General features: G+C 60.6%; 12 protein-coding genes. 4 read left to right on the top strand and 8 right to left on the bottom strand.

The window, feature by feature from the left end:
• The first annotated feature begins 95 nt into the window (after positions 1-95).
• From A0U94_RS10135 to A0U94_RS10120, 4 genes are all read left to right on the top strand, one after another.
• A complete protein-coding gene (locus A0U94_RS10135) occupies positions 96-2,873 on the top strand; it encodes a TonB-dependent receptor plug domain-containing protein (RefSeq protein ID WP_208611632.1) in 2,778 nt (925 codons plus the stop codon).
• Positions 2,874-2,970: 97 nt separating this feature from the next.
• The gene (locus A0U94_RS10130; protein ID WP_077803933.1) at positions 2,971-5,475 is read left to right on the top strand and encodes a zinc-dependent metalloprotease; all 2,505 of its coding nucleotides are present in this window, start codon (positions 2,971-2,973) and stop codon (positions 5,473-5,475) included.
• 49 nt (positions 5,476-5,524) lie between these two features.
• Positions 5,525-7,291 carry an amidohydrolase family protein gene (locus tag A0U94_RS10125; protein WP_197460406.1) on the top strand — a complete coding sequence of 589 codons (1,767 nt, stop codon included), beginning with the start codon at positions 5,525-5,527 and terminating at the stop codon, positions 7,289-7,291.
• A gap of 66 nt (positions 7,292-7,357) precedes the next feature.
• On the top strand, positions 7,358-8,269 hold the full coding sequence (locus A0U94_RS10120; protein ID WP_062027305.1) for a LysR family transcriptional regulator: 912 nt from the start codon (positions 7,358-7,360) through the stop codon (positions 8,267-8,269).
• 52 nt (positions 8,270-8,321) lie between these two features.
• Here the strand turns inward: A0U94_RS10120 and A0U94_RS10115 are convergent, their stop codons facing one another.
• From A0U94_RS10115 to A0U94_RS10080, 8 genes are all read right to left on the bottom strand, one after another.
• Positions 8,322-9,350 (bottom strand): methionine synthase, encoded by a 1,029-nt coding sequence (locus A0U94_RS10115; protein WP_062027303.1) that lies wholly within the window; start codon positions 9,348-9,350, stop codon positions 8,322-8,324.
• Between the two features lie 30 nt (positions 9,351-9,380).
• Positions 9,381-10,364 carry a DUF1852 domain-containing protein gene (locus A0U94_RS10110; protein WP_077803288.1) on the bottom strand — a complete coding sequence of 328 codons (984 nt, stop codon included), beginning with the start codon at positions 10,362-10,364 and terminating at the stop codon, positions 9,381-9,383.
• A gap of 226 nt (positions 10,365-10,590) precedes the next feature.
• A complete protein-coding gene (locus A0U94_RS10105; RefSeq protein ID WP_077803287.1) occupies positions 10,591-13,020 on the bottom strand; it encodes an ABC transporter permease in 2,430 nt (809 codons plus the stop codon).
• 11 nt (positions 13,021-13,031) lie between these two features.
• Positions 13,032-14,444: a TolC family outer membrane protein gene (locus A0U94_RS10100; protein WP_077803286.1), complete on the bottom strand. Its 1,413-nt coding sequence runs from the start codon at positions 14,442-14,444 to the stop codon at positions 13,032-13,034.
• Positions 14,445-14,495: 51 nt separating this feature from the next.
• Positions 14,496-16,931 (bottom strand): ABC transporter permease, encoded by a 2,436-nt coding sequence (locus tag A0U94_RS10095; RefSeq protein WP_077803285.1) that lies wholly within the window; start codon positions 16,929-16,931, stop codon positions 14,496-14,498.
• A 5-nt stretch (positions 16,932-16,936) separates the two neighbouring features.
• Positions 16,937-19,393: an ABC transporter permease gene (locus A0U94_RS10090; protein ID WP_077803284.1), complete on the bottom strand. Its 2,457-nt coding sequence runs from the start codon at positions 19,391-19,393 to the stop codon at positions 16,937-16,939.
• A gap of 5 nt (positions 19,394-19,398) precedes the next feature.
• On the bottom strand, positions 19,399-21,828 hold the full coding sequence (locus A0U94_RS10085; protein ID WP_077803283.1) for an ABC transporter permease: 2,430 nt from the start codon (positions 21,826-21,828) through the stop codon (positions 19,399-19,401).
• 5 nt (positions 21,829-21,833) lie between these two features.
• Complete coding sequence (locus tag A0U94_RS10080) at positions 21,834-24,278, bottom strand: ABC transporter permease (RefSeq protein WP_167369376.1); 2,445 nt, start codon at positions 24,276-24,278, stop codon at positions 21,834-21,836.
• Positions 24,279-24,292: the final 14 nt, after the last annotated feature.

Below are 24,292 nucleotides of genomic sequence, written 5' to 3'. Positions count from 1 at the left end.
CCGTGGATGTTAAAAAAAATTCTTCGGAACGTTCCGGTACCGAACATAGATCATCCTCTGGAACCAGCGTAAAGGCTTCTGCAAAAAAGAAGGAATTGCAGAAAGTCACGTCTGTCAAAAGCAGCGCGGCGGAGCAGGTGACGGTTACGGGGAGTCATATTGTCCGTAACGGCTTCAGTTCTCCCACGCCGGTGACGGTGCTTGGACATGAGGATATCGCGGCCCAGGTTCCGGCAAATATTTCTGAACTGGTGAACCAGCTTCCTGCTGTGACGCAGGGGAGTACGTCTGCGACCAGTTCGGGCTTTCTGTCTTCGGGGCTGGCCGGGATCAACTCCGTCAATCTTCGCGGTCTGGGGGCCAACCGGACGCTGATCCTGATTGATGGTCAGCGGTCGGTGCCCTCGTCCATCACGGGGCTGGTGGACGTCAACACCATTCCGCAGAACCTTGTCGAACGTGTGGAAGTTGTGACGGGGGGCGCTTCCGCACAGTATGGTTCCGATGCGGTAGGCGGTGTCGTCAATTTCGTTCTGAACAAGAAATTCTCAGGCGTGAAGCTCTCGGCTAATACCGGCTTTACGACTTATGCGGACGATCCGAACTATACGCTCAATGCGACGATGGGAAAGACTTTCCTGAACGGGAAGCTCCATGTGCTGCTGGATGCGCAGTATTACCAGCAGTTCGGTGTGGATACGATTGACCGTTCCTGGAACGACAGCGGGTATTTCCAGATCAACAACCCAGCCTATACCGCAACCAATGGTCAGCCGCAGCGGCTTGTGGGGTCAGGGTTTGGTCCCTCGACCTATACGTCGGGTGGTCTGATCAGTTCGGGGCCGCTTGCGGGAACGTATTTTGGAGCACCGGGGCAGACCGGGCAGCTCAAATATGGTGTGAGAAGCTCGGCTTCGAGCCCTTACATGATTGGTGGGGATACGGAGGAGACGCTGAAAGGGCATGTGGGGACCAACTCGCTGACCCCGAGCGAGGAGCGCATCAGCGTTTTTAACCGCACGTCCTACGACATCAGTGAGCATACCGAGATCTTCGGCCAGTTTTCCTGGAACAAATATAGCGGGAGCAGCTATTACCAGCAGACCCCCAGCACCGGGGTTACGATCAATCGCGACAATGCCTATCTGAACCGCGACTATTCACAGGTCGCCAGCCAGATGGCGGCTGCCGGTTTAAACTCGTTCAATATGGGGACGAGCAATGCAGGCTTTCCGGTGCCGGGAAGTGATGTGAGCCGTCAGGTGTTTCGTTATGTCGGCGGGATGAACGGAAAGTTCAAGTTTGCGGGGAATAACTGGCATTGGGACTGGTATTACCAGTATGGACGGACGCTGGATGATATCCGGCTGAAGAATACCTGGAATGTGTCGCGGATGGCTCTGGCTCAGGATGCCGTGATGCATAACGGCCAGATCATGTGCCGTTCAACCATCAGCAATCCCGGCAATGGCTGTGTACCGATTGACCGTCTTGGTACGAGCGGTCCTTCCGCTGCGGCGCTGAATTATATCTATGGCGGGCAGACCGGGCAGCCGGCGCGTGAGCAGGTGCTTCAGCAGCATGTCGCCTCCTTCGATATCGGGGGAGACATGTTCCATCTGCCGGGCGGAAATGCAGCCATTGCCATGGGTGGCGACTGGCGGCGTGAATCGGTGTCGGGTTATGTGAACTCCGCATATCAGTCAGGCTGGCAGTACGGTAACTTCCTGGCCAACAAAGGCTCCTATAACGTCAAGGAAGGCTATGTTGAGCTTGATCTGCCGGTTCTGAAGGGCGTCGATATCAATGGTGCCGGGCGTTATACGGATTATTCCACATCCGGAAGTGTCGAGACCTGGAAGACGGGTGCGACCTATGCGCCCATTCAGGACATCAAGTTCCGTGGGACGTACAGCCATGATATCCGCGCGCCCAATCTGAACGAGCTTTATGCTGCGGGAACATCGCTGAACAATACCGTAGTTCTGCCGGCCAATTCCCCTGATCCGGGTTCACAGCCGTTCACGCAGATCCGGACTGGCAATACCAGTCTTTCACCGGAAACCTCGAACACCTGGACCGTGGGAACGGTTCTCAGTCCGCGTTTCCTGCCCGGTTTCATGGCGTCGGTTGATTATTACAGCATCAATATCAGTAATGCGATCGGGACCGTCACGGGCCAGAATGCCGTTGATTTCTGCTATTCCGGCGGAACGGCCTGGTGCAACAACATCCATTATTCGAATGGCGTATTGCAGAGCATCCTGTTACAGCCGTTCAACTTTGCCAGCCAGAAGGAGCGGGGGCTGGATATCGAGGCGAGCTACAGGTTCCGCCTTGCGAAGATCTGGAAGAAGCTGCCGGGGACATTCTCGGTCCATGGCGAAATCACGCACTACATCTCCAATACGGTTGATAACAACGTCTATCCGATCAACTATGCTGGCGTGAATGGCGGCAGTCTGGCGGGCGATTACAGCGCACCGAAATGGAATTACCGGATCAGTTCTTTCTATAAGGTGGACAACTATACGTTCAATCTTGTGGCGCGTGGTTTCAGCTCGGGTGTTTATGGCAACGACTATGTCCAGTGCACCACGAACTGCCCGGTTTCGACGCCGCAGCATCGGACGATCAACAACAACCACATCAAGGGTGCTGTCTATTTCGATACGTCCATCGCCTATGATTTCACGGCCTATAATCATCCTGTCAGAGCGACGTTCGTTATGAACAACATGCTCAATTCGAAACCGGTTCTGATCGGGAGCGGGCCTGACGGAAACAACGTGCCTGCCTATGCCCAGACCAATGAGTCCCTCTACAATTATCTGGGAAGGGTTTTCCGCGTCGCCGTTACTGCGAATTTCTGAAAACAGGCCGTTTATCGCCTCCGGAAAAGGGCGGATTGTGTTCGGGAATGGTCTCCTGAACTTCTTCGCTCTTTCCCGGAGAAAGCAGGAAGTCTTCATGTTGCCTTTGAAATTTTTCCGCCCGTCACGAAATTTCCGTTTTCTGCTTCTTGTGAGCACCATTGCGACTGCGGGTCTGGGGATCGGGGCGTCGGCGTCTGGTCAGGAGACGAAAGAAGCGCCACTGCTGGCTGTTCGTGTCGATGCCCATAACGGAAAAACGCTGGTTTCGCTTCCCGCGCCGGACAGTGACGGGCTGTATGGACGCTATCTTTATGCCAGTGCGCTGCGGACAGGGATCGGGTCGGCCAATATCCGGCTGGATCACGGGATGCTCGGTCCGACGCATATTCTGGCTTTTCGCCGGATCGGCTCGCGGGTTGCGGTGATTTTTGAAAATCCGAAATTCATGTCCCAAGGGGATGCGGACGTTCGGGAAGGGGTCAAGCGGAGCTTTCCGTTCAGCGTGATTGCGATGCTGGATATCGTTTCGGTCGATCAGGCCGGGCATACGGTGGTCGATCTCACGCCTTTTTATACCCATGACACGATGGCCATTGCCGAAACGCTCAATGGCGGAGGGATGAAGCTGCCGGATACGGTTGAGGCCGGGGGGAAGGGATTTCATCAGCTTGCCGCCCTCAGTCAGGTGGACTCAGCCAGCGTCAAGGCTTTTCCGGACAATATCGAGGCGGAATCCGTTCTGACCTTTGCGTCCGACGCTCCGGGAAAGGAAGTCAGCCAGCTTTCCCCAGATCCGCATCAGATCAGCTTCATTGTCCATCATTCGCTCGTGCGTCTTCCGGGGGCGGGATATGTGCCGCGCAGGCTGGATATCCGCTCGGGCAGTCATGGGACGGCGGTTTATGATTTCGGGGCACCGTTGGGACAGAATGTTCTGGTCGAGTATGCCAACCGTTTCCGGCTGCTCAAAACCGATCCGTCCGCAGCGCGCTCGCGGGTTGTGAAGCCGATCGTTTATTATATCGACAATGCCGCGCCCGAGCCTGTGCGGAGCGCTCTGGCCGAGGGTGTCGCCTGGTGGAACAACGCATTTGATGCTGCCGGGTATATTGACGCGTTCCAGGTGAAGATCCTGCCGCCGGGCGTCGATCCGCAGGATATCCGCTATAACATCGTCAACTGGAATGAACGTCAGACCCGCAGTTATTCTTACGGGATCAGTGTGATTGATCCGCGGACGGGCGAAGTGCTGCGCGGAAACGTGGTGCTGGAAGGGCTTCGGCTTCGGCAGGATCTCATCATCTTCGAGGCGCTGGCGGGGACTGAGGACGAGAATACCGGCCGTGCCGATGATCCTGTCCGGATTTCGCTGGACCGGCTGCGGCAGCTTGGCGTTCACGAGGTGGGTCATACGCTTGGCCTTGTGCATAATTTTTATGCCAGCACGCAGGACCGTGCCTCCGTCATGGATTATCCCGGCCCCCGGATTGGGATAACGGGCGATAAGCTCGATTTTTCCGATGCCTATGCGAAGGGTGTCGGCTCCTGGGACCGCTATGCCATCGACTGGTTGTATGGTCAGCCGAAACCGGGCGAGGATCCGGAGAAGGCAGCGGCGCTCAAGGCCAAAGCGATCGAGGCGCAGGGCATGCGTTTCGGCACCGATATCGACGGCCGGGACAGCGATTCCGCACTCGCGGGCAACAATATGTGGACGGATGGCGGGGACACGCCGGACGATCTGCGGCAGATGCTGAAGGTGCGTGAGATCGCGCTGTCGCATTTTGGGCCTCATGTCCTGCATCCGGGAGAGCGGCTGTCTGACCTGCGTCGCAAATTCGTTCCGCTCTGGCTGGTGCATCGTTATGACGTCGAGGCTGTCGGCAAGCTGATCGGTGGGCTGGATTACCGCTATGCCGTTGTTGACGGACAGAGTCCGCTGCCGGTCTCGGTTGATGCGAAGCGGCAGCATGCGGCGATGGATGTCATGCTGGAGACGCTGTCTCCGAAGGTGTTGAGCGTTTCGCCAGCGCTGACGCTCATGCTGTCGTCTGGCGTGAATGGCAATTCTGATCCGCAATACGATACCGAAGTCTTCCGGATGGCCGGGTCTTCCACTTTTGATCCGCTCAATGCGGCGGAGACGGCGGCCGAGATCACGCTGCATTCCCTGCTCGGGCCGGGCCGTCTGGAGCGGATGGTTCTGCAACATGCCCGCGATCCTGCGCTGCCCGGTCTTGGAGATCTGCTGAACAGGCTGACGGCTGATGTCGCGTCCCGGCACCAGACGACTCTGGAACGGCGGGTTGCCTATCGGACCATTCTCAGCATGGCCCAGACGCGCGATGATCCGCATACCTCGCCGGATGTTGCGCTGGCTCTTTCCGGGGCTATCCGGCAGGCGGCCGGGAATTTCGCGGCGTTCAAAGGGCACGGGGATGAAGCGGTCTGGTGTCAGGAAATGAGTGTCCTGCTGCATGATCAGGCGCGTCTGGGGCGCGAGGCGTTAAAAACAACGCGGCCAGCCGCCAATATTCCGCCGGGAACGCCCATCGGCGGGGGCGAAGGAGGGTGGCTTTCGGAAGATGCCCCGATCTGAAACCGGCCATTTCCGAGCCAGACTGAACGCCAAGGACTGAAAGACGCAGATGATGAAACGAACCCTGATGACCGCGAGCCTTGGTGCCGCATTCATGCTCGCAAGCGTGCCTCTGGCGATGGCGGAGACGACTGCAATTGTGGGAGGCGTCGTTTTTGACGGCACGGGCGCTCCGGCGGCGCGGAAGACCATTGTGATCCGTGATGGCAGGATTGCGGAGGTCGGAAAGGACATCGCGGTTCCTTCCGATGCGCATGTCATTGATGTGCACGGCATGGCGGTCACACCCGGGCTTTTCGATCTTCATACGCACTGGACCGTGGCGGGGGACCCCACTGATTATCCGTCCATCGCCGCCGCCTATCTGCGTTCGGGTGTGACGACGGTCAGCGATTTCAACGAAGCGCCGGAAGCCTATGCGCCCTTGCGGGCGTGGCTGGCGAAGCTCGATGCGCCGCATGTCAATTTTGCGGCCCGGATCAGCACGCCGGGCGGCCATGGTGCGGACTGGGCGGACCAGAACACGACGCGCTGGATCAGTTCTCCGGACAGCGCGAAAGCGGCGATTGACGCAGTGGTGGCGTATCATCCGGACCTGATCAAGATTTTCTCGGATGGCTGGCGCTACAACCGCATGCCCGACAACACCAGCATGAATGAAGCGACGCTGGCGGCGGCCGTGGCGGAGGCCCACGTCAAGGGTCTCAAGGTCATGACCCATACCCTGACCGTCGAACGGGGGCTGATTGCGGCGCGGGCAAAGGTTGATTCGCTGGCGCATGGTCTTCAGGACCGGGTGCTGACCGATGGCGAAGTCGGCGTCATCCGGGAGAGCGGGATGGGTGAAATCCCGACACTTTCGGTTTTCGATCCGGACAAATGGGTTCACTCCTCCGATCACAAGGTCGTTGCGAACAGCGTCCTGTTCGATAATGCACTGCGCAATGTCCGCAAGCTCTTCCGCGCGGGCGTCGTTATCGGTGTGGGAACGGATGCGGGGATGCCTGCGACGCCGCATGGTCTTTCAACGCTTCATGAACTGGAACTTCTGGTCCGTGCCGGTCTGACGCCGGCGCAGGCCCTGACGGCTGCGACGCATTCCAGCGCGGTCCTGATCGGGCAGGACAAGGACCGCGGTGTCATCGCGCCGGGTCTGCGGGCAGATATTACGGTTTTTGATGGACGGCCCTGGGAGACGATTTCCGACATTCATCATGTGGCAATGACCATGGTGGATGGAAAGCCGCTCTACGGGCTTGAAGCTCCGCCTGCCGACGGGCGGCCCGGATGGCCTGCGCCGCTGCCTGCCGCGAAACTTGTGGATGATTTTGAGCGGACGGATGGGCGTTCCTCGCTGGATACGCTGCGGACCGACACGATGGATCGCGGACCGGACCGCACGGTCGAAGTCTCCGGAGTCATGCCGCGCGAGGCGGGCAAAGGGCATGTGCTGTTCATGACGGCGACCATGGCGCAGCAGAAGACGCCTTATGCGGGTGTCTCCGTGCCGCTTTCGACCGGCGCGATCCTGCCCGTGGATGTCTCGGCCTATCATGGGATTTCCGTTGAGGTGCGGGGATCGTCCTGCGATGCGCGCATGACGGCCAATGGGACGGTCGGGGCATCCTGGAGCGCATCCCTGCCGCTGTCTGCGCATTGGCAGACGATCCGGGTTCCGTTCACCAGTCTGGCAAGCGTGGACAATCCGCATCATAGGGCCTGGACAGGCCGGGACATCACCGATCTGGAGATCGGTCTTTCCTGTGCTCCGGGAACGACCGCGTGGCTTCAGGCCGACACGCTCAAATTCTATTAAGCGCAGGACTTCTGGAATAATATTTCCCTGTCGGCATATGAGTTTTGTGCATATGACTGACAGGGTATGGCCATTCTCGAACGCAATCATCTGATGATCATTCAGGAAGTCGCCCGGGAGGGGTCGCTGACGGCTGCTGCGGCGCGACTGAACCTGACGCAGCCTGCTCTGAGCCATGCGGTCCGCAAGATCGAAATCCAGCTTGGTGTGAAGATCTGGCGTCGGGAGGGGCGGTCGCTGGTTCTGACGCAGGCGGGGCAGTGGCTGCTTTCGCTTGCGAACCGGCTTCTGCCACAGTTTTCTCTGGCTGAAGAGCGGCTGGAGCAGTTTGCCAATGGAGAGCGCGGTACGCTGAGGATCGGGATGGAGTGCCATCCGTGTTATCAATGGCTGCTCAACGTTGTCTCGCCGTATCTGGAACGCTGGCCGAAAGTCGATGTGGATGTCAGGCAGAAATTCCAGTTCGGAGGGATTGGGGCGCTGCTGGGCAACGAGATTGATATTCTCGTAACGCCTGATCCGCTCTACAAGCCGGAGCTGAAGTTTACCCCCGTCTTTGACTATGAACTCGTGCTAGTTGTCGGCAGCGGCCACAGGCTGCGGGATGTTCAATGTGTCACACCCGAGCAACTGGCGGATGAGACCCTCATCACTTACCCGGTGCCGACGGAACGGCTGGATATTTACACACAGTTTCTACAGCCCGCCGGGATTGCGCCGCGTCAGCAGAAGCAGATCGAAACGACGGATATCATGCTGGTCATGGTGTCGCATGGCCGGGGCGTGGCTGTTCTTCCCCGATGGCTGGTGGAGGAATACGCCACACGATTTGATCTGCATGCCATCAGGATTGGCAAACATGGCATTGCAAAGCAGATTTTTCTGGGACGGCGCGAAACGGATGAGGATGTCCAGTATCTCACCAATTTCATAAAATTTGCGGCCAGTCCCGGGGATCAGGACGTTCTGATCCCGTAAAACGGGACGACGGAGTGAAGGCCAGGTGCCAACCTCCACTCCGTCAGACCGGTCAGCCCAGAAGTTCTTTCCGGACGATTGCGGCACCTGCGCTCAGGGCGTTCAGCTTACCCGTTGCGACCTGCCGGGACAGCGGGGTCATTCCGCAGTTGGTTGACGGATACAGCTTGTCCGCATCGACAAACTGAAGGGCCTTTCGCAGCGTGCTGGCGACTTCTTCTGGTGTTTCAACGGTGCTGGTGGCCACGTCGATGGCGCCGACCATCACCTTCTTGCCGCGGATGAGTTCGATGAGATCCATCGGAACGCGCGAGTTCTGGCATTCCAGTGAAATCAGATCAATGTTCGACTGCTGCAGCTTGGGGAAAATCTCTTCGTACTGTCTCCACTCCGAGCCCAGAGTGTTCTTCCAGTCGATATTCGCCTTGATGCCGTAGCCGTAGCAGATATGGACAGCGGTTTCGCATTTCAGGCCTTCAATGGCCTTTTCCAATGTTGCGATGCCCCAGTCATTCACTTCGTCGAAGAAAACGTTGAAGGCAGGTTCATCGAACTGGATGATGTCCACGCCAGCCGCTTCAAGTTCACGGGCTTCCTGGTTCAGGATGCGGGCGAACTCCCAGGCCAGCTTTTCACGGCTCTTGTAGTGCGCGTCATGCAGCGTATCAATCATGGTCATGGGGCCGGGGAGGGCCCATTTGATCGGCTTGTCCGTGAGCTTGCGCAGGAACTTGGCGTCCTCGACAAAGACGGGCTTTTCGCGCGACACGGCGCCCACGACGGACGGCACGCTTGCGTCGTAACGGTTGCGAATCTTGACCGTTTGGCGGTTTTCGAAATCGACGCCGCTCAGATGCTCGATGAACGTCGTGACGAAATGCTGGCGCGTCTGTTCGCCGTCGCTGACGATATCAATGCCGGCACGGTTCTGGTTGTCCAGCGTCAGGCGCAGGGCGTCCTGCTTGCCTTCGACCAGTTCCTCCCCCTCCAGTTTCCAGGGGGACCAGAGGGTTTCCGGCTTTGCGAGCCATGAAGGTTTCGGCAGGCTGCCGGCGGTCGAGGTCGGGAGAAGTGTTTTCATGATGATTGCGGCCTTGGTGTTTTTGATGGATCAGGCAGGAAAGCTGGCAGACCACTGCCCCAGAATGTCCTGATACGGCTTGATGAAGCGTTCTTCCGTGAACACGCCCTGCTCAACGGCCAGCCTGCTGCGCTCCTCACGATCGTAAACGATGCGGGTCAGCGAATAATCCTGATGCTTCAGGGTTGGTTGATAGCAGTCGGATGCAGGGGAATTCGTATTGTAGATTTCCGGCCGATAGATTTTCTGGAAGGATTCCATCGTGCTGATCGTGCTGATCAGTTCAAGATCGGAATAGTCGGACAGAAGATCGCCGATGAAATAGAACGCCAGCGGCGCGGTAGCAAAAGCAGGCATGAAATACCGGACTTTCATGCCCATTTTCCCGAAATACTGATCGGTCAGGGAAAATTCGCGCTGTTCGTATTCGGTCCCCAGAACCGGATGATGGTTTTCGGTCCGGTGATAGGTTCTGTTGCTGGAAACGCTCAGGCAGATGACGGGCGTCTTGCCAAACAGGGCCTTGTAGTCAGCCGAATGGATCGCCGCCTTGAACAGATTGCCATGCAGATCGCCGTAATGCTCGGGAACCTGGAATTCTGACCGACCCTGATTGTGGTTCAGAAGCAGGACGCTGAAATCATAATCGCGAACATAGGAAGAAAAACTGTTTCCGGAGAGGCCCGGGATCCGCTCGTTTTTAACCTTGTCGACAATGGTCGTGTTGAGAATTTCAATGAGCGGAAAGACGTCATGCTTTGCATCGGCGTTGATGTTCATTTCGATGGAAATGATTTCGAGCTCGACAGAATAGCGATCCGCCCTGGGGTTGTCCCAGTGCGCGAGGGAATTGAAGCGGTTATCAATCATCTGCAGGACTCTCTGCAGGTTTTCCCGCCGGTGTTCACCTCTGGCCAGATTGGCGAAATTGGTTGTCAGGCGTGTGTCGTCCGAAGGCGTGTAGTCTTCGTCAAACCGGGTTTTTTTGATAGAGAACGTAAATTCGGCAGACATTCCTGTTTCACCTTGCTCGGGCAGAAATTCTCCAGATCATGACGGGGATCTGTAGAGAATTTTACGTGTGTGCAGCTTCCAATCGGCAGTTTTCAGGCCGGTTATGTTGAGACGCGTTGGACGCTGTTATGCCCGAGAGGGTCAGTGAGCAAAAATGATTTTATTTCATTGTTCTATGAATTTCATTCATGGTTAGGTTTCGTCAGGGAGCTGTCTGTGCGGCCTGTCATCCGTTTTGGCGCAGGGCGGTGGCGGGGGGCAGGGTTGCGATGCGCCGGGTCTGGGTGATGATCGTCAGGACGGCGATGAAGATGGCGGCGGCCGTAACGGCGAGGAAGGGCAGGGGCGTCAGACTGATCCGGTCATCGAATGTGGATAGCCAGATCCGCATGAGGCCCCAGGAGGCGGGCCATGCAATCAGGCTGGCGAAAGCGACCGGGCGGAGAAACTGTGTGAGGAGAAGCCACAGCACGTCCCGCGTTCCCGCACCGAGGACCTTGCGGATGCCGATTTCCTGACGCCGTCTTGAGACATTGAACGCCGAGAGACCGTAAAGTCCGAGGCAGGCAATGGCGATGGCGACCGTCGATCCGATACCGAACAGTGCGCCGTGGCTTTCATCTGCACGATAGTCCTCGGCGAAGAGATCGGACGCTGTCCGGGCAGAGAAAGCGACGTCCGGTGCGATTTCGGCCCAGGCTTTTGCAAGACGCTCCATTTCGATCTGCGCGGAGGCACCGTTATAGCGGATCAGGCCCCCGATATAGGGGAACGAGCCGGAGGCCCCTGTGAACAGCAGCGGTTTCATGGGGGCGTTTGCCGAATGGATCCGGATATCGTCGATGACGCCGATGACACGATAGGTCTGAGGCGCGCCTGATTCCTGAATATCTTTTCCGATGGCAGTCTGCGGAGACGTAAAGCCGAAGCGTTCGGCGGCGAGGCGCGTCAGGATGACGCTGGTGCCATTGCCGGCGGTGAACGGGTTGGCGGGATAGTCCTGTCCATGATGGGGATCGAAAAACCGCCCCGCGAGAAGATGCGCGCCGATCGCGTCGAAATACCCCTCCGTTGCGCGTCCCCAGTTCATCGAGTGTTTTTCGGGATGGCCGACGAGCAGCCAGTCCTCGTTGTTGACGGCGTTATAGGGATAGATGTCCGAGCGTGTCGCGATCCGGACACCTGGAACCTGGGCCAGACGCGTCATGATGTCGCGCTGGCGGCTGAGGAGAGAGGCGTCGTCGAGCGCGGGGATAACGATCAGCCCGTCCTGCGTCATGCCACGATCCAGTGTCCGGACATGACGCGCCTGAAGACCCATGACGAGGCTGCAGATCGCGAGTGTCATGGCGAAGCTGAACTGGAGCACGACCAGAAGGGAACGCAGTCCACTTTCGATCCGGCCGCCTGCGGGGGTTTTGCTGGCGGCGAGGACGGCAGCGGGACGAAAGCCGGAAATAACCAGAGCGGGATAGAAGCCCGCCAGTGTTCCGGCACCCAGCACGACCAGTGCGTCGATGGAGAGAACGAATCCCCAGTCCATCGAGAGGGTCCAGCCGCCCCACAGATTGACCCAGTGCAGGGCGAGTTCCGTTAGTGCCGTTCCGAGGATGGCGGCGAGCATGACCATCAGATAGGCTTCGGTCATGAACTGTGCGATCAGGCGCGGGCGTGTTGCGCCCAGTACCTTGCGCACTGCGACCTCGCGCGCGCGCAGGGCCGAGCGTGCCGTGGCCAGATTGACGTAGTTGATGATGGCCGTGGCCAGCGCGGCCAGTCCGATCAGGCCGAGAATGCGGATGAGGGCCCGGCTGTTTCCGCCTTCTCCGATGTCGGCCGCGTGGAAATGGAAATCTTTCAGTGGTAGCAGGTCCAGACCGCCAGTCCCGAACATGTCCTGGAGCATGTCCTTCGTCCAGTTTCCGGGGTGTGTGTCAGGATAGTGCGCAAGTCCGGCCCGGATGCGGGGAATGGCGCGCGGGTCGTCGATACGGGCCCAGATCGTGCCCCAGAGCGAACCCCAGTTCGTGAAGGCAGGTTTGGAGAGCCAGCCTGTTGGAATGATCTCGATGAAGTCGAAATCCATTGTCTGGTTCGGCGGCTGGGGGGCGAGAATACCGGTTACGATTGCGTCCGTCTGGCCGTTATCAATCCGCAGCCGCTTTCCCAGTGCCTGTTCGGTCCCGAAATATTTTCGTGCCATGTCGGCTGAAATGACGACTCTACCGGGTCCATCCAGTGCGGTGGCGCGGTCTCCGGCAAGAAGGGGCAGTGCGAAGACGGAAAAGAACTCCGGGTCCGTCATCGTCACCTTTTCCTGCGCGAGGAGTGCCCCGCCCCGCACCACGAGCGTTTCCTGCATGATCCGGATGACGGCGCTGATTTCCGGGAAGTCCTGCTTCAGGAACGGGAAAGGCACGAAGCTGATGAAATCGCTGTCGGCCGGTGCGTGTCCGGCCGGGCGGAAGGCTTCGTCCACGGCATAGAGATGCGAGACGTTGGGAACGCTGGCGTCATAGCTGTTTTCGTAGCGCACGATCAGTGCCATCGTGAGGAACACGGCGATGCCGAGCGCCAGACCCGCCAGATTGAGAAGCGTATAGCGTTTCTGGGCGGTAAGGGTGCGCCAGGTTGCTCTGAAGGTCTCTGCGAACATCGGGTTTTTCCTTACCAGCCGGCCTTGTCGATGGCGGAAATCGGAGCCTGAAGGGGTTCCCAGCCGCGCGTGCGGGCGCGCTGGAGCTTCGCTGCGGCGTCGTAATGCGGAAGGTTTGGTAACAGGTCGTCGGCCTGCAGACGGCCCATCGAGGCGAGAAGGGTGGCTTCGGCGACGATGGTGTCGTGGCGGCTGCCGGCGAGTTCCACCTGTGCCGAGCGCAGGTTCTGATCGGCGTAGAGCACGTCGGTCGTGCTGCGCAGGCCGTAGCCATATTCGATCTGATAGCCCTTGAGGGAGGTCTCGCCGGAGCGGACTTCCGCCGTTCCGGCGCGGATGGCCTGCAATCCGTTTTCGACCGCGTGCCAGTTGGTCGCCACATCCTGCAACGCGGTGCGCCGGGCGAGTTCGACGCTTTCGCGGGCCTGTTCGTCCCTGTTGCGGGCCTGACGGATCTGGGAGTTGTACAGGTCGCCATTGTAAATCGGCTGAACGAGCTGGACGAGGCCCGTGACCTGTTCACCATACTGGTCGCCGTGGAAGGGGGAGGCCGGGCCGATCGTTCCGAACGTTCCCTGCACCTGAATCTGAGGGCCCCATTGCGAGCGCGCCGTGTCGATATCGGCGGCGGTGGCTTTTCTGGTTTCCTGCATCTGGATCAGCTGCGGATTGAGCGCCAGGGCGGTTCTCAGCGCCTGATCCAGTGTTGCGGGCAGGCCGGGTAGGCCTTCCGGCATCGTCAGCGTGTCCGGTTCCGTTCCGATGACCGCGCGGAACTGCGCGACCGAGGCTGCGAGCGTGGCCTGGGCCTGCGTGACGGCGACTTCCGCCGAACGACGCCGGGTTTCCGCCTGTTCGACATCTGTGCGTGTGACCTGCTCGGAGGGCTGGCCGCCGAGGTTGTAGCGGGATGTTGTGAGCTGTACCTGACGTGTCAGCATGTCCAGATCGGCCTGGCGCACATCGAGAATATTCCGGTCGCGCAGGACGTTCATGTAGGCCGTCACGACGCCGGTGAAGACCTGTGCTTCAACGAGCCTCAACTGATGCTGCTCCGCCCGCGAGCGCGCATCCGCCGCCCGGACCTGATTGGCGACGTGACCGAAAGAATAGAGCGTCTGTTTCGCGGAGACATACCCTTCGGCGGAGTTGGACGTATAGGACCCCAGCGCGAAGGCGCTGGTGTAAGGCCCCTGCTGGTAGGAGGCGTCCATGTTGACCTGAACGGTCGGTCGCCATCCGGACCGGGCCTGCGCGGAGTTTTCGGTGACGGCGCGCTGGTTGGCCTGTTCTCCCCGCAATGTCGGATTGCTGCGATAGGCGAGGGCCAGCGCCTCCTGAAGCGTCAGGGCCTCTGCGGGAGCGGGCAGAAGAGCGGGGACCGAGGCCAGCAGGGCGAGAAGGAGGGCTTTATGGTGGGTCATGGGCGTATCGGGTCCGGAAGAAGCGGAGTGTATGGGGGCTTACTGGGCGTGTTACTGGGAGCTGAGAGCGATGGCGGGCGCGCTTCGGGCACCGCGGCGGATCTGGAGCAGGGTGGTGAGTGTGGCGAGCGTCAGCACGATCAGCGCGGTCAGGGCGAAATAGAGCGGGGAGAGGCTGATGCGCCGGTCGAACCCGGACAGCCAGCCCCGCATCACCCACCAGGCGACCGGCCAGGCGATGAGGTTTGCGATCAGGACGGGACGCAGGAATTGCAGCACCAGAAGCCGTGTGACCTGTTGTGCCGTTGCGCCGAGCACCTTGCGGACGCCGATCTCGAACAGGCGGCGTCGCACGTTGAACACGGCAATGCCGTACAGACCGATGCAGGAAATCGACAGCGTCACGAAGGACGCGACGATCATTAGCGTTCCGCGCTGCTGTTCGGGCCGTGTGTCGTCGTCGATGATGTCGCCGACACTGCGCAGGTTCAGTGCGCTTTCGGGATAGACCTGCTTCCACACCGTGGCGATCGCAGTCCGGACAGCGTTTTCGGGGGCGTCGTCAAAGCGGACGGAGAGTACGCCGTAACCGATCGGGCCGGACACGGCGTAATACAGTGCGGGCGTGACACTGGCGCGGCTGTTTTTGAACCGCATGTCAGCGACCACGCCGATGATCGTCTGGACGTCCTTGTTGTGCAGCGTGATCGGCGTTCCGATGGCGCTGGCAGCGTCTGCAAAGCCGAGCGCACGGATGGCGGACTCGTTGAGGACGACGTTATGGGCGCCGAATGTCCAGGTCTGCCCGGCCAGAAAGCTGTCGAACGGTGCGACCGGCATTGCGCGGCTGTCATAGTCGTGGCTCGTGTCGAACAGACGACCGGCGAGGAGATGTGCGCCCCAGACAGGCAGCGTGGAGGGCTGCATTGCGATTACGGCCAGTAAGGGAGGCGGGGTTGAACGTCCCGGACGGGTCGTATCGAATGTCATGCCTGCGGTGCCGCCGCCGGGTGCGTCGTCCGAAATTGTGACGCCGGTGACGCCGGGAAGGCCGCGGACGAGATCGCTCAGGCGTTGCTGGCGCAGGCGCTCGGCCTGTTCGTTCGGCAGATAGCTCATCAGGAGGCCGGACTGGTGAAAGCCGCGATCCATCGTCTGGAGCAGATGCGTCTGGCGCGAGATGACCAGTGTGCAGATCGTCAGCGTCACGGCGAAGGCGAACTGCACGACGGTCAGCCCCTCACGCAGACGGCTGCCAAGACGCCCGCTTCCCGGCATCCGGGCCGAGGCGAGCACGGCCGCCGGGCGGAAGCGTGAGAGCATCCAGGACGGATAGGCGCCCGCGCAGGCCCCGCCGATGATTGCGGAAGCCAGCAGCAGGGGCAGGGCGAAACCGAAATCGAGGCCGACCGGCCAGCCGCTCAGCGTGCTGATCCAGGGGAGGGTCAGTTCGGTCAGGACGAGCGCGATGACGGCCGCGATCAGGGCCAGACCGATGGCCTCCGCCGTGAAAGACAGTCCCAGTGTCAGGACCGTGGCGCCCAGCACCTTGCGCATTGCGACTTCCCGCGCGCGGGTTGCGGCAAGGGCTGTGGAGAGTGTGACGAAATTGACCAGTCCCGCCCCGAGTGCGAGCAGCCCGACGACACCGAGAATGATCGGCAGGCGTTTGTCTGTTCCGCCCCAGCCAAGGGTCGCGTCGAAGAAATGGAGCGTCGTGAGGGGGCGTGCGCGAATTTTGAACGCTCTGGCGTCTTCCGAGGATAATCCGGCGGCATGACGCTGTACGATACCACTGAGAAGATCGGGCAGCTGGGACGCAACGGCTGGCGCAACCCGCACCCAGGTCTCGGCTGCGCTCATTTCCCACGAGGACCCGGCCTGCATTTCGGATGCGGAGGTCGGGACGAGAAGATCGAACTGTGGTGTGGTGTTCGGCGGCAGGTCCTTCAGGACGCCAGTGACATGGAGCCGTTCGGTCCGGCCCTTCTGCGTGATGTCCAACGTCTTCCCCAGAACATCGTGATCCCGGCCGAAGAAACGCCGCGCCTGCGTTCGTGTCAGCACCACGCCTTCAGGAACAAGGGCCGTGCGCGGATCGCCCTCCGCCAGCGGGAGCGTGAATACATCGAACAGGTGAGCATCCGTCCGGGCGATGAAAACGTCCCAGGCATTGTCGTTGATGCGGACGGTTGCTCCGGAGAAGCCACGCAGGATCGCGGTTGCGTTCCAGTCCGGATGCTCCGCGCGGAGTGCGTCGATCAGCCGGATGCTGGAGACCGGGACTTCTTTGTCGGAGAAGGCATCCAGCCGGTAGATGTGCTCCGCATCGGGGATCCAGCGATCGAAGGTGAATTCGTAACGTACGATCAGCGCAAGCGTCAGGAACGTCGCCATGCCGAGCGCCATGCCCAGCACGTTCAGCGTTGTGAACAGGCGGCGCTGGAGGATGCCGCGCCAGAAAACGAGGGCGATATGGGAAAGCATGGCGTTTACTCCGCTCTGAGCGCGCGGGCCGGTTCGGCACGGGCGAGGCGCAGGGTCTGTCCGAGGACGGTGAGGGCGGCGATGAGGAGCGTCACAAGGACGACGGTTGCGAAATCGAGCCAGGACAGCGCGATGCGCTGATGGAAACCGGACAGCCAGGAGCGCGCCACGAACAGGGCCGGAAGGGCTGCCATCGCGCAGGCCAGCAGGACAGGGCGCAGGAAATCACCGAGCATGAGGGTCAGCACGTTGTTGGTCGTGGCCCCGAGCGCCTTGCGGATTCCGACCTCATGGGTCCGCCGCAGGGCCGTGAAGGACGCCAGACCGTACAGACCCAGACAGGCGATGAAGATTGCGATGCCCGAGGCGATGGAGAACATCCATCCCCGGCGCTGCTCCGTAATGTAAAACGTGGACATGCGGTCCTGCACCGTGCCGAAGCCGGTCGGATCATTAGGAAAAACCGGGTCCCAGGCCGATTTGAGACGCGTTTTCATGATGTTTTCGGGCACGCCCGAGAAGCGGACCGACGCGTGGGGGTAATCGAGGGCGGCGGTTGAATTGAACGTGATCTGTGGCGAGACGTCATCGCGGGCGGAGACGAAGCGCATGTCTTCCATGACGCCGATGACCCGCAGCGTGACGGGACCGCTTTTGAGGGGCGTGCCTATGGCGCTTTCCGGTGAGGCAAAGCCCAGCCGGGACACGGCCGTGCGGTTGAGGACGACGTTCCATGTTTTTCCGGACGACTTGTGGAATGCTTCGTCGCCGGGGCTGTCGTCTTCGCCATGGCTGTTGTCGAACCACCGGCCTGCAAGCATGCGGGGGCGATAGGTCGTGGCGTAGTCTCCGACGACCGTATCGCCGAGGACATGAATGTCTTCGTGATGGGGGCCGACAGGCGTCACGTTGAAGCGGTGGCGGTTGTCGATGTTCGGGGTCAGCTCTGACAGCGATGCGGAGACGACGCCTGGCGTATGGCGCAGGGCTTCGAGAATTGCCCGCTGCTTTCCGATGTCGCTCGTCATGATGTCGGAGCTGATGAGAATGCCGTCACGGGCAAAGCCGAGGTCCTGTGACTGCATGAAATGGGCCTGCCGGTTCACCACCAGCGTGCAGATGGCGAAGGCCACCGCGAAGGCGAACTGCACGATGACGAGACCGTTCCGCAGGCGCGCTGCGCCACGTCCGCCAGACGGCATGCGCGTGGCCGCCAGAACATGCGCGGGCTGGTAGGAAGACAGGACGAGTGCGGGGTAAATTCCGCAGGCGAGACCGGTGAGCAGCACGACCGCGAGGAGGAAGGGAAGCGTGAAGCCGTAATCCATATGCAGGGTCGTACCCGTCAGGGCGGCCGTGAAGGGCAGGGCGATCTCGCACAGCGCAAGCGCGAGTGCTCCGCCAATGGCGGTACTGGCGATCGCTTCGCCGACGAACTGGACAAACAGCGTCTTTCGCGTGGCGCCGAGCGTCTTGCGGATGGCGACTTCCCGCGCCCGAAGGCCAGAGCGGGCCGTGGCGAGATTGATGGCGTTAAGCACCGCTAGGAGAAGCGCGAGCGCGCCGATCAGTGCGAGAATATTCACCACCGAGCGATCGGTCGCGTCATCGCCCGCGACAACATGCAGGTCATTGAAATGCGTCTCGCGCAGGCTGACGAGGGACAGGGCAAAACGACGTTCGGGGTGGACGCCTTCGCTGGCGTCGTCATTCGCCGTGCCAGAGGCATGGTCGATCACGAAGCGGGTCAGGTTCCGTGCGATGGCGGTACGGTCGGCTTCGTTCCGCACGCGCAGGAAGATATTGCCCGAGCTTGAGCCCCAGCGTGTGAACTGTGGTTTCTGCATTTCATCGGACGGGAAGGGCGTGATGGCATCCGGGGCGATCGTGACCGGACCCGCGGCACGTGCCAGCACGCCTGTAACCGTCTGGCGGGTGTGATGCCCTTCATGATCGGCTGTGATCGTGCGCCCGATCACGTCCGTTGTGCCGAACAGGGCCTGTGCCGTGGCGGCGGACAGAACGATGGAGTCAGGTCTGCTCAGGGCCGAACGCGGGTCGCCGTGCTCAAGCGGGAGGGCGATGACATCGAAAAAGGACGTGTCCACCATGGACGTCCCGGCCGCCACGCTTCGGTCGCCGTTATGGAGCTGGTAATCATCCGCCTCGTAGCGCGTCGCATCAACGATCTGTGGGAAATCGGTGTGCAGGAACGGAAAGGCGATGAACGGGACATCGCCATATTCCTGCGGTGCGCTTCCCGGGAACATGAGATGGGAGTCCAGTCGCAGGACATGCGCCGCGTCGGGGATGGTCGCGTTGAAGCTGTATTCGTAACGGACCTGAAGGGTCAGCACGAGGCAGACCGCCATGCCGAGCCCCAGCCCGATGACGTTGAGCGCCAGATACAGCGGCTGACGACGGGCCTGACGGAGGATGCTGCGCAGGATGGCGAGAGGCATGACGGTCACTCCGCGCGCAGGGCACGGGCAGGCTCGGCCCGGGCGACACGCAAGGTCTGGAACAGGACGGTCAGGGCGGCGACAAGCAGTGCCGCCACGAAAACCGAGGCGAAATAAAGGGGGGAGAGGGCGATGCGCGCGTCGAAGCCGGACAGCCAGTTCCGCATCGCCATCCATGCCAGGGCACAGCCGATCAGCCCTGCACCCACGACCGGCCTGAGGAACTGGCCCATCAGCAGAGCCAGAACGCGGCCGGTCGTGGCACCTAGTGTCTTGCGGATTCCGACTTCGAGCATCCGGCGGGCGACGGTGAAGGAGGCAAGAGCGTACATGCCCATCACCGCGATGAAGATGGCAACGCCCGCGCCGATGGCCAGAAGCTCGCCGCGTTGTTCGTCGTCACGATAGTCATTGGACAGCAGATCGGTGGCCAGAAGGGCCCGGAATGCGAGACCGGGTGCTCTTTGCCGCCAGATCGCCTGAAGAGCGGTTTTAACATCCTGTTTCGAACGGTTTTCAAAGCGGATGCCCGCGCTTGCGAAGTGTTTGGGTTTTGAAGTGTAGAAGTAAACCGAGGGGACATTTTCCCACCGGGCCGAGCCGAGGCGCACGTTGTTCACCACGCCAATCACCTGCCATGAGGTCTGGCCGGTGTCCTTGCGGATCGTCTGGCCCAGTGCGGCTTCTGGCGTCGCGTAGCCCAGTGCGCGTGCGGAACTGACATCAATGATGACTGAGTGCGTGCCATCCCCTTTCTGCTGGTCATCTTCGCCATGTGCGTCGTCGAACAGGCGTCCCGCGATCAGGTGAAGTCTGAACAGCCGGAAATAGTCGCGGCCGACATCCTGCCATTCGAGATGGGGGCGACGGTCAGGAGCGTTGACGGGGAAGAAATAATCCGCAGCGGAGAACCCGAAACCGCCTGGCATGGTATAAAGACTGGACACCGTCGTCACACCGGGAATGCTGCGGAAAGCGTCCATGAGTGCCAGTTGTGTGGCCGCTGGGCCGACATTGTCGATGAATGGAATGAATGCCAGCCCGCTGCTTTCGAAACCGCGATCCATGTCCCGCACAAAATTGGACTGGCGCAGGATCACCATGCTTGAGGCGCTCAATCCGATTGCAAAGCCGAACTGCATGACCACCAGCCCGAGACGGACGATGGCGCCAAGGCGGCCCATCGTTGCCATACGCGAGGCCGCAAGGACTTTTGCGGGCTGGTAGGATGAAAGCCAGAGCGCCGGATAGGCGCCCGCCATCAGGCCTACGATGACCGTCAGCCCCAGAAGTGCCGGCAGCAGAAGGCTGTAAGGAATCACGATGTCCCAGCCTCCCAGCGCGTTGACCGTCGGAATGGCGATTTCAATCAGGGCCAGGGCCGGGATAGCTGCGCACAGGACAAGCAGCATCGCTTCGCCCATGAACTGGACGATCAGATCGCTCCGTGTGGCGCCAAGTGTCTTTCGCATCGCCACTTCGCGTGCGCGGAGCAGGCCGCGCGCGGTGGACAGGTTGACCGTGTTGATGAGGGCGGAAAGGAGCGCCAGAACGCCAATGAGGCCCAGCATGATGACCCCACTCCGGCTGGCATCCGACGCGCCGAGAATCCCGTCAAGGAAATGCACGGATGGCAGTCTGCGGACCCGCCAGTCCCGTAATTCCCCTTTCTCCCGGACCTGTGTAGGGACATGGTCGTTGGAAAACTGCACCATCGCATTCTGCATGTGTCTGGCGTCGGAGGAGCTGCGGAGACGAAAGAAGAGATATCCGCCCTCGATCCCCCATTCCATGAAAGCCGGGGAGGCCAGCATCGCACTGTCGATCGGGATCAGCATGTCGGGTCTGAGCGTCGTATTGCCCGGGACCGGGCCGAGAACACCGGTTACGGTGAGGTCCGCCTTACGGCCGTCGTGATCGACACTCAGCCTGCGTCCGACTACGTCGACAGTATGGAAATAGGCCTGTGCGCGTTCCTCTGAAAGAACGATGCTGTTTGGTGCCGACAGCGCGGTGCCCGCATCGCCGCGGATGAGGGGGTAGGGCAGGGTCGCGAAGAAATCGGGATCGACATAGAGCGCATTGGACGAGTGGATATCGTCCGGCGTGATGATGGAAATACCCTCCGGGCGGATGCGCGTGGCATGTGTGATTTCCGGGAAGGCCGTCCGGAGTGCGTCGTAAACCCGGAACGGGGCATCCGCGATTTCCGCCGGTTTGCCGTCCGAGGCATTGACCGCATCCAGCCTGTAGATGTCGCCTGCGCCCGTAAGCCATCGGTCGAATGTGAATTCGTAACGAACGATCAGCCCGAAAGTGAGGCAGGTTGCGAGACCCAGTGCCAGCCCTGCGACGTTGATGGCCGTGTAGAGCCGATGATGACGCATCTGGCGAAAGAAGGCCGTGAAAACAGGGGAAATTTTCCGGAAGAGCATGATCGTCACTCCGCACGAAGGGCACGGGCGGGTTCGGCCCGGGCGAGGCCGAAGGTGCGGCCGAAGATTGTCAGCGCGCACAGCGCTGCGGCGAGTAGTGTGGTGAGCACGAAATACAGGGGCGTGAGCGCAATGCGGTTGTCGAAGCCCGTGAGCCAGTTGCGCATGAACACCCAGGCCAGCGGCCAGGCAATCAGGCTGGCGTAAAGGACGGGGCGCAGGAACTGGAGCAGCAGCAGGCGCATGATCTGTGCGGTCGTGGCGCCCAGTGTCTTGCGGATGCCGACTTCATGCATCCGGCGTTCGGTATTGAAAGCCGCCAGTCCGTACAGGCCGAGACAGGCGATGGCGATGGCGACGGAGGCGCCGATGCTGAACAGATGGCCGCGTGCGATATCGCCCCGGGTTGATTCCGCGATGATTTCGGTCATGGTCTGGGGCTCGAACGGAACGCCGGGCGCCAGTGTCGGCCATGCCTTGTGCAGTGTGCTCAGAACACGGGGCATCGCACCCGGTGCGGTCCGGAACGCAATGATCCCTTGCTCGATCTGTGTTGTTTCAAGTTCGTAGATCGGCGGAGGCAAGGTGTCCTGCCCGGAATTGAGAATGACGTCCTCGACGACACCGACAATCGTGCGTTTCTCGGCGATATGGCTGTCACCAAACATGAAGGTCTGTCCCAGAGCAGCCTGCGGCGAGGAAAAACCCAGCTTGCGTGTCGCTTCGCGGCTGAGGACGAAGTTCTGCGCCAGCACGGACGGATCACCGTTTTTCGTGTGTGTGACATCTGTCGCGCGCTCGGATGTTGTCAGGCGTCCCGCGAGCAGGTGCAGCCGGAACGTCCTGAAGAACGCTTCGTCATGGGCGACAGTCTGCGCCATGAAGGCTTTCTGGCCGGGTGTGCGGTGGACGCTCCCGACGTCGTAGCGCCCGAGTGTCCCTCCCGCCGAGACGGACAGGTCGGTGACTTCGGGCATGGCGCGCAGGGCATTCACGATGGCGTTCTGCTGCCTGTCCAGCGCATTGAGGTTTTCCGTGGCGATAATGGCGAGGCCGGGGATGGTCATGCCTCGGTCCAGATGACGCAGATGCAGCGCCTGCGCGTTGACGACGAGGGTGCAGATCCCGAGTGTCACGGCGAATGCGAACTGGAGTCCCACCAGAAAGAGCCGGATCCGTGCGCCGAAGCGTCCCTGTGTCGGAAGGTGGGCGGAGGCGAGGACCGGTGCGGGTGAGAAGGAGGACAGCATGAAGGCGGGATAAAAGCCGGCGCCGAGCGTGAGGACGACGATGACGCCGCAGAGGAGGGGGAGTGTCCAGCCGTAATCCAGCGCCACGGCCCAGCCCGAGAGGCTGGCGACCGTCGGCACGGCGATTTCCGTCAGTACCAGTCCCAGCATGGCCGCCAGTGTCGTCAGCACCAGGGTTTCTCCAAGAAAGCGGATCATCAGACGAGTGTGGGAGGCGCCGAGAACCTTGCGGATGGCTACTTCCCGCGCTCGTCCCAGAGATTGCGCGGTGGCGAGATTGACGTAATTCACCGCCCCCGCGAGCAGGGACAGGGTGCCGATTGCGGCGAGTGCGAAGAGCACGCTGCGCGATGCTCCGTCATTCGCCACGCCATCGGAGCCGAAATGAACGAGCGGGAGAGGAACAATCTTGAGGGTCATTTTTTCACCCCCCGGATCTTTCTGCTCGATGGCACGAGACATCGGGGAGGCCATCAGGACGTCATGGGCGCTGTGAAGAAAGGACTGGCGCAATGCGGCTGTTGGCAGCACCGCGTAGGTTTGCGCGCACATCGTGTTCCAGCCGTCACACGGGCGATCCTCATCAGTTTTCGGGATCGCGGCAATCAGATCGATTGTAATCGTGGTGTTGGCCGGATGGTCTTGGAGCAGTCCTGCGACACGGTAGACGGAGGTCTTCCCGTGACGCGTGACCTCCATTGTCTGGCCGAGCGCAGACTTTTTACCAAAGAGCTGGCGCGCCATGGTCGCCGACAGGATGATGTTTTCGGGGGATGCGAGAACGGCTGGTGAACCGGCAGTGAATTTCAGATCGAAAAGGTCGAAGAAATTCGGATCGACGAAGCTGATCGTCTGGTCGTAATGCACCGTTCTGCTGGTTTCCGAAGGTACCACGAGATCTGCGGATATCTGTTCAAGGCGCGTACCTTGCAGACCGGGCATACGGCTCTCGACTGCCGGAAGCACGGGGTCATGGATCTCGGCCATATGAAATGTGCCGTTGCCGATCACGAAATCAGCCTGAAGTTCATAGATTGACGCCGACTGGCGGTAAAAGCCGTCCCAGCCCAGTTCGTAGCGCGCCACCAGCGCCAGTGTGAGAAACGTGGCCACGCCCAGCCCGAGCCCGATCACGTTCAGGGCGGTGTAGAGCCTGTAACGCACGGCCAGCCGCCAGAAATCCGACATCATCGTCCTCATGGCCCTCATTCCTC

It is taken from the genome of Gluconobacter albidus (assembly GCF_002005485.1).
Taxonomy (GTDB): Bacteria; Pseudomonadota; Alphaproteobacteria; order Acetobacterales; family Acetobacteraceae; genus Gluconobacter; species Gluconobacter albidus.
Note: the sequence above shows the minus strand (reverse complement) of the source record. Positions and strands in the feature narration are given on the sequence as shown.

What these genes read in the sequence shown, in the direction of transcription:
- A0U94_RS10095 (WP_077803285.1), bottom strand. Translation starts at nt 16,931, where the DNA reads ATGCTTTCCCATATCGCCCTCGTTTTCTGGCGCGGCATCCTCCAGCGC.
- A0U94_RS10085 (WP_077803283.1), bottom strand. Translation starts at nt 21,828, where the DNA reads ATGCTCTTCCGGAAAATTTCCCCTGTTTTCACGGCCTTCTTTCGCCAG.
- A0U94_RS10090 (WP_077803284.1), bottom strand. Translation starts at nt 19,393, where the DNA reads ATGCCTCTCGCCATCCTGCGCAGCATCCTCCGTCAGGCCCGTCGTCAG.
- A0U94_RS10125 (WP_197460406.1), top strand. Translation starts at nt 5,525, where the DNA reads ATGATGAAACGAACCCTGATGACCGCGAGCCTTGGTGCCGCATTCATG.
- A0U94_RS10130 (WP_077803933.1), top strand. Translation starts at nt 2,971, where the DNA reads ATGTTGCCTTTGAAATTTTTCCGCCCGTCACGAAATTTCCGTTTTCTG.
- A0U94_RS10115 (WP_062027303.1), bottom strand. Translation starts at nt 9,350, where the DNA reads ATGAAAACACTTCTCCCGACCTCGACCGCCGGCAGCCTGCCGAAACCT.
- A0U94_RS10100 (WP_077803286.1), bottom strand. Translation starts at nt 14,444, where the DNA reads ATGACCCACCATAAAGCCCTCCTTCTCGCCCTGCTGGCCTCGGTCCCC.
- A0U94_RS10110 (WP_077803288.1), bottom strand. Translation starts at nt 10,364, where the DNA reads ATGTCTGCCGAATTTACGTTCTCTATCAAAAAAACCCGGTTTGACGAA.
- A0U94_RS10080 (WP_167369376.1), bottom strand. Translation starts at nt 24,278, where the DNA reads ATGAGGACGATGATGTCGGATTTCTGGCGGCTGGCCGTGCGTTACAGG.
- A0U94_RS10105 (WP_077803287.1), bottom strand. Translation starts at nt 13,020, where the DNA reads ATGTTCGCAGAGACCTTCAGAGCAACCTGGCGCACCCTTACCGCCCAG.
- A0U94_RS10120 (WP_062027305.1), top strand. Translation starts at nt 7,358, where the DNA reads ATGGCCATTCTCGAACGCAATCATCTGATGATCATTCAGGAAGTCGCC.